Source organism: Prevotella illustrans (assembly GCF_017426725.1).
GTDB lineage: Bacteria > Bacteroidota > Bacteroidia > Bacteroidales > Bacteroidaceae > Prevotella > Prevotella illustrans.
Window position 1 is genome coordinate 1 of sequence record NZ_JAERMS010000058.1, and the last position, 10,989, is coordinate 10,989.

Consider the following 10,989-nt stretch of genomic DNA (forward strand, 5'->3'; position numbering starts at 1 on the left):
GATTAGGCGGCATTGTAAACAGTTTGTTTTAATCGTACCTTAGTGGAATTGAAATCTTTTTCTTCAGGTCATTAAGCGCGTTGATCTGCGTTTTAATCGTACCTTAGTGGAATTGAAATGACGTCGGGGATCTTGATATCGAGGACTTTGGGCGTTTTAATCGTACCTTAGTGGAATTGAAATCGGGTGATGATGAGCATCTGCAGCTTCGATAATTGTTTTAATCGTACCTTAGTGGAATTGAAATCGTTTCTGAGTAGGGAGACTGAACAGGAAATAAAGTTTTAATCGTACCTTAGTGGAATTGAAATAGTCTCTAATCCTTGCACTAACACAGCGTGGAAAGTTTTAATCGTACCTTAGTGGAATTGAAATTTTATCGTGCTTCTTTCCGTGTCGAGACAGAACGGTTTTAATCGTACCTTAGTGGAATTGAAATTCGGACTTATATATCTCTACTTCATGACACCCGTGTTTTAATCGTACCTTAGTGGAATTGAAATATGATATATCTGAAATGATAAAATTGGACGACAAGTTGTTTTAATCGTACCTTAGTGGAATTGAAATACGATGAGAAAAATTCTCAGACGGAATGTAACAGAATGTTTTAATCGTACCTTAGTGGAATTGAAATACGATACCGCCGTTTGCGAACGCGCCGCTGATGGAGGTTTTAATCGTACCTTAGTGGAATTGAAATAAGTTCTCTGCCCCGATATAACGGCGCAAGTCATTGTTTTAATCGTACCTTAGTGGAATTGAAATATTTTATTACCAAACAATCTGATTTTGGGAAATAGTTTTAATCGTACCTTAGTGGAATTGAAATTAGATAATTCCTTTCACCCCTTCTTCGATATGTCGTTTTAATCGTACCTTAGTGGAATTGAAATTCTGCTCGCTCGTTGCATGCGTAAGCGATGCAGGAGTTTTAATCGTACCTTAGTGGAATTGAAATTTTGTATTTCAACGGGAAAACCAAGAAATACATTTCGTTTTAATCGTACCTTAGTGGAATTGAAATACATACAATTCCGATTAGTATTGATATTGGAATGGGTTTTAATCGTACCTTAGTGGAATTGAAATATGATCGTGGCCATGGCGGCGTCGGTACCGGTGTGTTTTAATCGTACCTTAGTGGAATTGAAATGTTTCTCACTCTGTTCAAAGAGTGTCCGGTACTTGGTTTTAATCGTACCTTAGTGGAATTGAAATCGACGAATAATCTTAATTGTGCGAATTGTGTCAAGTTTTAATCGTACCTTAGTGGAATTGAAATGCAGTTGTGTACAGCGGGTTGTTGGCAAACTCATAGTTTTAATCGTACCTTAGTGGAATTGAAATACGTAACCTATTTACCTGACCAAACAAACGGGTATTGTTTTAATCGTACCTTAGTGGAATTGAAATATCATTGCGACTATCACTATACAAATATACCGAATGTTTTAATCGTACCTTAGTGGAATTGAAATTTGATGCAGAAAAACGCACAATAAAAGTAGAAAAGTTTTAATCGTACCTTAGTGGAATTGAAATACATCCTGCAAGTAATATGTCAGTTCGGAATAAGTTTTTCTAAAATCAGCAGTGTGCAATGCTTGATTGCCAAGGCGGAACATGATGAATCACGCCCCTTCGACTCACGCCACGCCGCTTTCCGGTAGACGCAAATCTGTCTTTAGAGAAAAAACTTATCCCGAACCGTAATAATAATCTATTTTGCCCTATTCCTTTGCTGGATTAAGAATTTTGAAAGACCGTTTTCTGATTCTTATTTTGGCTCACTCGATAATTTGTGGGGACAAGCCTGCAAGCGATGAAGTCATATAAATCTGTCAATCGTTTATGGGAGCGGGAGAGACGCACCGATGATGATTCAGCGCTTCCGTTATTTTTGTCAGAAAAAACTACCAGATTTTAACACTTCCGCAACATGTCATTTAGCTGCCGAAATGCCGAAAAAGTCCTTCGCTTTGTCGATTTCGACACCCTTTTATGCCCAAAGCTATGCTTTTATCGGCTCAAAGCATAATTTTCAGTCGGCGAAAGGGCTACGATTCATCACGTTCCGAATCACCACGGAAACAAACAATCACACCCCACGCCACGACAATGAACCAGACGCAGCGGCTAACGCCACGACAGGCGGAACGTGATGAATCACGCCCCTACGACTGACGCCACGCCGTCAATAACCCGCAACCCTATATATAATGATAAAAATTGTAGGGTTTGGAAAGATTTGTTCAGATTTGTAGGATTTATTCGCCTGTCGGCTCATCAACTCGTCTCGGCGAAGCCGACTGAAAAGGAGTGTGCCTCATGGCACAGAAATCTTACAAATCGGAACAAATCGAACAAATAATAAATAATGATAAGATTTGGAAGATTTGGAAAGATTTGTGAGATTTCTCGGCGAAGCCGACTGAAGGAGTATGCCTGCGGACAGACGTGTTGATGAGCCGACAGGCGAATAAATCCTACAAATCGGAACAAATCGAACAAATCATACCACGGCTGACGCCACGCGAACAAGGCATACCTTATAAAGACCATGTCCATGAAAAGGCACAAGACGAAGTCGGTAGTGATGTGATTTTGTTATAAAAAATCGCATTATTTTAACACTTCCGCAACACGTCATTTAGCTGCCGAAATGCCGAAAAAGGCCTTCGCTTTGCCAATTTTGATACCCTTTCATGCCCAAAGCTATGCTTTTATCGGCTCAAAGCATAGCGATTACACGGTTAAAGCATAGCTTTTAACCGATGAAAGGGCCACGATTACGGCCTAAAAGCATAGCGATTAAGGGAAAAAAACGAAGAGAAAATACCCTAAAAAGTACAATGTGTTGATAACCAGCGTTTTATAAACTTGCTCTACAATCGCTTATTTTCGTCCTTCTCTTTTCTTTTTCAAAATAATGCCACTTTTTTGATGGTATATGTAAAGATAATTCAGAGTGCGGTAGATATCATCGATACCTGTAAACCTGTCCCCATTAATTTTCTACTGACCAATGCTTTCATGGCCCCGCAAGATAGCTTATCTGCAGTTTTATGGATTTTGTCGCAGGATGTTTCGGACCGAAACAGAGCATAGTTCGGTCCGAAGCAGGTATCGGTCTGGCAAAATTCGTATGACCGTAAGCCATGAAAGGCGGTGCCAGAGCTATTGTGGCGCATCGGCACAATGGGGCTTTGAGCAAAAAAAGAAGGTATGACCATCTTGACACACCCTCTTTAAACGGTTCGCCGTCTATCTTCAAACAGGCGGCTTGTTTAGTTACAGGTTATTGAAGCACCAAGACTATGGTCTCGTGGGGCCTCAACTTTCCCGACCAGCCTTGCGCCTTGGCAGACACTATGCGGTGAGCCCACACATCACGAACAGCATAACGGGCTTTCAGCCCGAGGGCATTAAAAGCAAGTTTTACGCGTGTTTCTTTGTCAGAGGCATTCAGAATGGCAACGGCAGTGCGGTTGTTGACAAGCGGACGCATATAGATGTCGCATCCACTCTGCGTGAGAACCTGCCTGACAGCCACGCCCATGGGGTCTTGGTCGATAGCGATGATTTCGCGATTGAGCAAGATTCTACGAGCCTCTGCACTTGTATTCAAGATGTCGTGACTCATGGCCAATGGCGAAGCCAGCATGGCCCACATGCTCATCTGCGACTGATATTCGATGTAGCTGCACCCCTTTCCGCCCAAATCGCTTGATGGGCCGCCCTTTCCTTCCAGTCCCACAACCAGCATGTCCATGTCGTTCCAATGTCCCGGCCCGGCATACTGGCTCAACGGCGCAGTCAGCTTGATGATGTCGTAGATGCCCATCGCTCCGTTCGGTTTCTGCTGGCGCCACATGTCGCGCACATCATAGGTGGTGCGCCAAAGCTGTCCACCGGCTTGATGGGCCCATTTCTCCGGATTGAGCTGTCCCCCACTCGCACACGCCGAAGGCAATGTCGCGACCACTTTTGGACAATGCTTGTGCCATGCGGGCGTAACGGCGATGGGCCACTGCACTGTCTGAGGGAGCATTGCAATAGTCGTACTTCAGATAATCAATACCCCACGAGGCAAAGGTGCGGGCATCCTGATCCTCGAAGTTCAGGCTGCCCGTCACGCCGGCGCAGGTCAGTGGCGCGGCATCCGAGTAGATGCCCAACTTCAATCCCTTGGCATGCACATAGTCGGCGAGGGCCTTGATGCCTGATGGAAACTTCTCGGGGTCGGGTACGATGTTGTTGAACTTGTCGCGACCACCTTGCCACAGGTCATCGATGAATATATACTGATAGCCGGCTTCGAGGTACCCCTCGGCAGCCATCACGTCGGCCACCTGCTTGATAAGTTGCTCGTTGATGTTTCCGGCATACATATTCCAGGTCATCCACCCCATGGGCGGCGTGGGTGCCAGACGGTCGCGACCGGAGGCCTGCAAACCGGTCAGAGGCAGTAGGACCAACAGAAAAGAAAGAAAATAATTGCGATAATGCTTCATATCATTAGTGAGATTGATGAATAATCTGTCCAAGAGGCCGGTCGTAGCTATTTCAGACGCTCGGCCGTCTGTTTTCCAGCAAGCATGCGAACCTTGTAAACGGCTCCCTTTACGGTTTCGAAATGAAGTGTAGCGTCAACGTAACGTAGCCTGCAAGATTCGCCCGAGTGGCTTTGCACAAGGGCTTCAGTAAGACGGGCGCTATTCCATGACAGGTCGACTACAAAATTGGCGCGGGTACGAATGCCCGTCATACGGCCGCTGGCCCATGCATCGGGAAGGGCCGGCAACAGGTGAATATCGCCCGTATGACTCTGCAACAGCATCTCGGTAATACCTGCCGTGCCACCGAAATTGCCGTCGATCTGGAAGGGCGGGTGCATATCCCAGAGGTTGCTGCCCACCCGCCACTAAGCTGCATGCACACACCAACAAACTAACTATCTTACGTTTTTTGTTCATAACAAATTGCTTTAAGGTGACTTTCACCGACAGCATGGCCGGAACAACACAACAAACGTTTAGGATGAGTTTCCATTGTATAATCTTATTCGTTCAAAAATGGAACTTGCAGCCGTGTCTGTACCACTTCTGCGCGACCTATCGAATGGTTTTCTGATTTTCATATACCGACACAAAAGCAGAACAGGATGAAAAGAGGATTACTGACAACAGTCACTTGCTATAATCTATCGGTCACAGACTATACACTTGTTCATCGCGTGCAGAACCCTATTCCGAAGTCGCCTCGAAAGAAGGTAAATGCCAACAACAAAAACAGGAAAAGTTTACTCCAACATTCCGTCTTCAGCAGAAACCGGAATGTGGAGTAACAAGAGAGTGTTTATTAATAACCCTCGTTCTGGGTCAAGTCTTTATTCTTATCCAAAGAAGTTGTTGGAATAGGCATATACATTAGACGTGAACTCCACGTCAATGCAGCACCAGGGTTGCCAACGACATCCATGATGCGTCCATTCATGACAGCACTGGCTGCCTGGTTGCCCTTGTAACCTCCATTACGGGTATCATCTTCATACAGACGAACATCGAAGAAACGAAGCCCCTCGCCAGCCAGTTCTATTCTTCGCTCGGCGCGTATGAAGTCGAGAGCAGCATTTTTTCCAAGGCCTGACGGCACATCAGGCATACCGGCACGCTCGCGCAGCTTATTCAATTCGGTCGTAACCGAAGCATCATAGCCTGTTGTCTGCGTGTGTGATTCTGCATAAATCAACAGCATCTCGGCCAGGCGGATCACCGGGAAATCAACACCTGTGATGAAATAGCCATCTCCCCAACCCGAAATGACATCATCAGCGCCAGCCATTTTACGGAAGACAAAGCCACTTCGTCCATAGTTCGCAATATCAGGAATGTACTGCTGATAGCTTCCGTCAAGGAACCTGTTGATGGCAGAGAACGGGAAAGTAATCGAAGCATAGAGTCGAGTATTGCGGTTGCGGTACTGGGACATATAAGAATCGCTCACAACATTGTTGATTTCTGAGCCTACAACCTCGGCAAAAGTTTTCTTCGATGTCGACATTTTCTGATCGATGCTCTCAGACAGGGCCTTGTAAGCCTCTATCCGCTGTTCCACAGACGGCAACGAAGGTCGTGTTTTGCCATCAACCGTCCAATAAGCATCAACCAATTGCTGAATTGGTACAATGGTAGCCCAAGCCTGTTTCTTCACCATATTGGGACTCATCAGACAGGTCACGCGTTCATATGAACCGTAGTCTTCGCTAGCCTCATATTCTTTGGCAATGATGGTTTCTGGACTATTATCGGCCTTCCAGATGTCCTGATAATTGAAAATACCCTGAAGGAAGGTATTTTCATCGATACCATTTGCAGAGAAGTCAACCAATTTCTTGAAGAACTCGCCATCTTTCTTCATATCGTCAGTCAGAGCCGTTGCCTTATGAAGTTTGTATCCGCCATTGTCAATGACATATCTTGCAGCTTTTTCAGCAGCAGAATAATCGCCGAAATAATAGGCAGCACGTGCTTTCAGGGCCGAAGCCGTGATCTTATTGAAGCGTCCTTTGTCGTTGGATTCCGGCAAGCCTGCGATGGCTTCGTCCAACTCGTCCAGAATCCACATTCTGACGTCTTTGGCTGCGGTTCGAGACAAGCCATCAGGAAAATCGTTCTCGGGAGTTGTCACCAACGCCACATCACCGAATACGAGCGTCAGATCCATGTAAATCCATGCTCTCATGACACGTGCCTCGTTCTTGTACTTGGCCCGAAGATCTGCAGATACATTTTCAAAATTGTCTACTTCAGCTATTAGGCGGTTGCAGGTGCGGATTCCGTTGTAGTCATAACTATATCCAAAATCAAGGTTGGCATCCAGCGTGTTCGACTGGACGGCTGCGCCATTGCTGTCCCAAGAGTTGCGCGAATAACCGTTATCGGCATAACCATCCAAGAAGATACCAGAATAACCGGGCATACTTGTTCCCACATATTGGTAAATAGACGTACGGTAGCTTTCAAGCAGCCGGTCGTCAATCTTTGATTTGTCCAAGGAACCTTCTGGTACCTTTTCAAAGAAACTGTCCGAACAGCCTGTCAGACTGAGCGAAGTCAGCAACAAGCCTATATAGATCGTTTTTTTCATTTAATTGTCTTATTTGTTGAATAGTAAATATTGAAAAGGATTTAGAATTCCAACGAAACTCCGAAAGTCAACGCCTTCAATCCTATCTGGTAACCGCGTGTACTTGCAATTTCGGGATCAAAGTCCTTCATGCGATTGTCGGCACGGAAAGTGAACAGATTGTCACCCGACACATAAACGCGAGCAGACGAAACCGCCAACTTCGACAGAATGCTCTTCGGAAGGTTATAGCCCAAGGTGATGTTCTTGATGCGATAGTAAGCGGCATTGAACAACCAGAAAGAAGATTGATAGTTGTTATACTTGTAATTCGTACTGGCAGGCACAAAGAGTTTTGGATAGATGGCATTCGGATTCTCCGGAGTCCAGTTGTCAAGCTGCCATTCTCTGGGAACAGAATTGTCGAAGAAGGCCTGCGAACCTTCACAGTCGATATAGACCTTCACGCCGGTCACACCCTGGCCAAGTACCGACAAGGTAAAGTTCTTATAACTCAGGTCGAGCGTTGTTCCATAAGTAAACTTGGGTACATCGTTACCGACAACGATACGGTCTTTATCGTTAATGACTCCGTCACCCACACCATTTTCAGTTGGCTGGTCAATATATTTCACCATACCGGGTCCGGGCTTGAATTCGCCATAAGGAACATAATTGCCACTGTTGATATCTTCTTCAGAGTAGAGTCCATTGGCCTCCAGCATATAGAAGTCGCCGACCGACCCTCCTTTCTTGAATACCCAGTAACTCGATGGGGGAAGCTGGTCTACGCGGTCACCAAGGTCGACGATACGGTTCTTGTTATAGGTCATGTTGACACCCACGTTGTAAACCAAGTCTCCAATACGGTTGGCATGTGTCAATGTCAGCTCCACACCAGAGTTGCGAACCTTACCCACATTACGCGCCGGAATTTGCGAAGACGACAGACCAGTTTCGGTCATGACATCGTTGGCCTGAATCAAGATGCCGTCAGTCAGACGGTTGTAATAATCGACAGTTAAGCCCAGCAGCCCATTCTTGACATTCAGGTCCAAACCGAAGTCAAGGGTTGTAGTTGTTTCCCAGGTCAGATCTGTATTGCCTATTCGTCCTTCTGTAAGAATGGGCACCACTTCTCCACCCAAAATAATATTGTTACTTGCCGAATAAGTTGAATAGGTATCGTAGAGCCCAATATTCTTGATGTTACCGTTTTTTCCCCACGATGCTCTTAGCTTCAGTGCATCAATCCAAGTAAAGCGCTTCATAAACTCTTCCTGCTCTATACGCCAACCTGCCGAGAATGACGGGAAATAGCCCCAACGACCGTTTTTGGCGAAACGTGAAGAAGCGTCAGCACGGAAGTTTGCCTCCAGCAAATACTTCTGAGCATAGGTATATCCCAAACGACCGAAATATGAATTCATGGTTTCTTCCTGATAGAAGTCACCGTCCTGGCGGTTGGTTACCAACTGATTATTAGGATTGGTAGAGCCACCGGTAAAGTCATTCATGTCGTTGCTGGCAAAATCCTTTCGGCCAACAGTCAGTCTCTTATAGGTGTAGGTATCGGCATGGACACCGGCCATGGTAGTGAGTTCGTGTACCGAATTGAAAGTACGTTTGTAGTTGGCCCAGCCGTCATAGATTATTTTCTCAGAATAGTTCCAATCCAGATCCATCTGGTTGGTATTCGAGGCTGTGCCGCCCACGATGGCACCGGTAGGGCTCAGGAAGTTGGGCACACCATCCTTTCGGTTCAAGAAACTGAAGCCTCTGTAGGCAGAATAGTTGTAACCAAACTGATTGGTAACGGTCAGTCCTTCCATCAGACGAAGTTCGGCTGCGATGGTACCGAGCAGTCTACGGGTATCGGAATTACCACGACCACCTTCTTTCAAGGTTCTCAACTGGTTTGCATTTATCTGCTCAGCCGTAGCAGTCTTTCCGTTACGGATTGACCCCCACTCGCCGTTGCTCTGCATGGCGACCTGTGTAGGTGGTACGCGCAGCAATTCAATGGTGCTTATGCTACCGTTCTTTCGGTTATATTTATCATAGATAAAGATCACATTCGACGTGATATTCAGCCAAGGCTTCAGGTCGAGTGACGTTTTGGTCGACACATTGTAACGGTCGGTAGCCTCACCAGGCGTGAGTGTTTCGTTGCGCATGTAGCCTAAACCAAGAATATAGTTGAACTTTTCGCTACCACCCGACAACTGCAGATTGTGCTTTGTCATCAAACTATGCTTCTTCAGCACAAGGTCAAACCAGTCGGTGTTGGGATAAAGGTCGGGGTCAGAACCGTCTTTATACTTTTGAATGATGTCATCGGTAAAAGTCAGATTCTCAGGGCTCACACCCGAATTAAGCTCTGCCTGCTTATACATCTCTGCATATTGCACCGAATTTACTGTCTTTGGAAGATATGTCGGACTCTGTGAGCCAACCAGACCATTATAAGATATTCTCAACTGTCCGGCCTTACCCGACTTGGTTGTCACCAAAACAACACCATAGGCAGCCTTGGCCCCATAGATGGCTGCCGAAGAAGCATCTTTCAGGAACGATACAGTCTCGATGTTGTTCGGGTCCATGGCATTGAAGAAACTGGATGTCACTTCCACACCGTCAACAATATATAGCGGTTCGGAAGTACCGAGGTTACCACGGCCGCGGATATTCAGCGAGGTTCCTCCAGGTCTGGAAATGACCGTAACACCCGAAACCGCACCTTGTAATGTACTCAAGACATTGGTAGAAGGACGAGAAGCCAGTTTCTGTGCATCTACAGAAGCAACGGCACCCGTGAGGTTCACCTTCTTCTGAGTACCATAACCAATGGCTACGACCTCATCCAGAGTAGCCACATCTTCCTTCATGGAAACATGGATAGCAGATTTGCCGACAACCGGTACATCCACAGTTTTATAACCTAAAAACGAGACCGTCAGTGTAGCACTCGGCGATACGTTCTGCAAGGTAAAATTACCGTCCATATCGCTCACTGTCCCATTCGAAGAACCTTTTTCCATTACCGTGGCGCCAATGATTGGCTCACCGTTCGAGTTCAAGACAGTTTCCGTCACCGTCTGCTTTTCACGGCGTTCGTTCGACTGTAAGGCTGTCTCTCCCTTATCCGAGATGACAATCGATTTGGATGAGATGATGTTGTAGGTTAGGTTGCGACCGCGAAGGGCGGCATCCAAAACGGTAGATACCGAGGCGCCCGTGACATTGACATCGATGTCCGAACGGTCGTCGACTACCACGTTACGATACGAGAACCGATAGGTAGTCTGCTTTTCGATGGAACTGAACACTTGCTTCAACGAAGCATTCTTGAGATGGATTGTCACCCTTTGCCCCTGAGCAGACCCCCCAGGCTAAAGAAACAAAGAAGCAACATCACCAAACAGAACTTGATTTCATGGTGTACTTTCATCATTACGTGATTTTTAGTTAGATATTAGAATGTAACGACATGCTTCGCATGTGATGTTTGTATAGACAAGAGGAATGGTCAAACGTACCGAAAAAAAGGGAGTCGCGGTCAATATCAAACAATGCTGTTGCATCAGCTATTGAGAGATAAGGCTGGTTCTTCGGAACTCTCGCAGCCTTTTCTCTTTTCAATGCATCTAACAGCTCTTCCTTTTTTCTTTGTTTGTATGCAGCTTGAGAACAGTTCTTAGAGCAATATTTAGAAGTAAGCGTTTTTGCAATAAAAGATTTACTGCAAATTTCGCATTTTCGCTCTATTTGAAATTTTGCACTTGCCATGCTATTTGTATCTATTTCCTGACTTCGTCACCTAAAAAGCATATATTTTGTAATTAATTGATAAACAAC

4 protein-coding genes, 3 pseudogenes and 1 CRISPR repeat array are annotated in these 10,989 nt (G+C 45.7%); of the genes and pseudogenes, 2 read left to right on the top strand and 5 right to left on the bottom strand.

The features are described 5' to 3' along the window. Nucleotides 1–25 precede the first annotated feature (25 nt). A CRISPR array of direct repeats spans nucleotides 26–1,545; the repeat unit is 30 nt; unit sequence GTTTTAATCGTACCTTAGTGGAATTGAAAT. 332 nt (nucleotides 1,546–1,877) lie between these two features. Then, entirely contained in the window at nucleotides 1,878–2,165 is a 288-nt protein-coding gene (locus JHU38_RS11635) for a hypothetical protein (protein WP_107581347.1), read from the top strand. Between the two features lie 1,136 nt (nucleotides 2,166–3,301). On the opposite strand, the pseudogene JHU38_RS12595 reads toward JHU38_RS11635, so the two are convergent. After that, nucleotides 3,302–4,517: pseudogene (locus JHU38_RS12595) on the bottom strand (glycoside hydrolase family 27 protein). Between the two features lie 47 nt (nucleotides 4,518–4,564). Beyond that, nucleotides 4,565–4,912: pseudogene (locus JHU38_RS11645) on the bottom strand (glycoside hydrolase family 95-like protein); the annotation flags it as partial. Between the two features lie 255 nt (nucleotides 4,913–5,167). On the opposite strand from JHU38_RS11645, the gene JHU38_RS11650 reads away from it, so the two are divergent. Continuing rightward, nucleotides 5,168–5,350 (top strand): hypothetical protein, encoded by a 183-nt coding sequence (locus JHU38_RS11650; protein WP_146156982.1) that lies wholly within the window; start codon nucleotides 5,168–5,170, stop codon nucleotides 5,348–5,350. Between the two features lie 14 nt (nucleotides 5,351–5,364). On the opposite strand, the gene JHU38_RS11655 is transcribed toward JHU38_RS11650, so the two are convergent. The 3 genes and pseudogenes from JHU38_RS11655 to JHU38_RS11665 all read right to left on the bottom strand — a co-directional run. Beyond that, the gene (locus tag JHU38_RS11655) at nucleotides 5,365–7,152 is read right to left on the bottom strand and encodes a RagB/SusD family nutrient uptake outer membrane protein (protein ID WP_107581349.1); all 1,788 of its coding nucleotides are present in this window, start codon (nucleotides 7,150–7,152) and stop codon (nucleotides 5,365–5,367) included. 41 nt (nucleotides 7,153–7,193) lie between these two features. Then, nucleotides 7,194–10,496 (bottom strand): SusC/RagA family TonB-linked outer membrane protein, encoded by a 3,303-nt coding sequence (locus JHU38_RS11660; protein WP_199222642.1) that lies wholly within the window; start codon nucleotides 10,494–10,496, stop codon nucleotides 7,194–7,196. A 178-nt stretch (nucleotides 10,497–10,674) separates the two neighbouring features. Further along, nucleotides 10,675–10,920 (bottom strand): annotated as a pseudogene (locus JHU38_RS11665) (helix-turn-helix domain-containing protein); the annotation flags it as partial. Nucleotides 10,921–10,989: the final 69 nt, after the last annotated feature.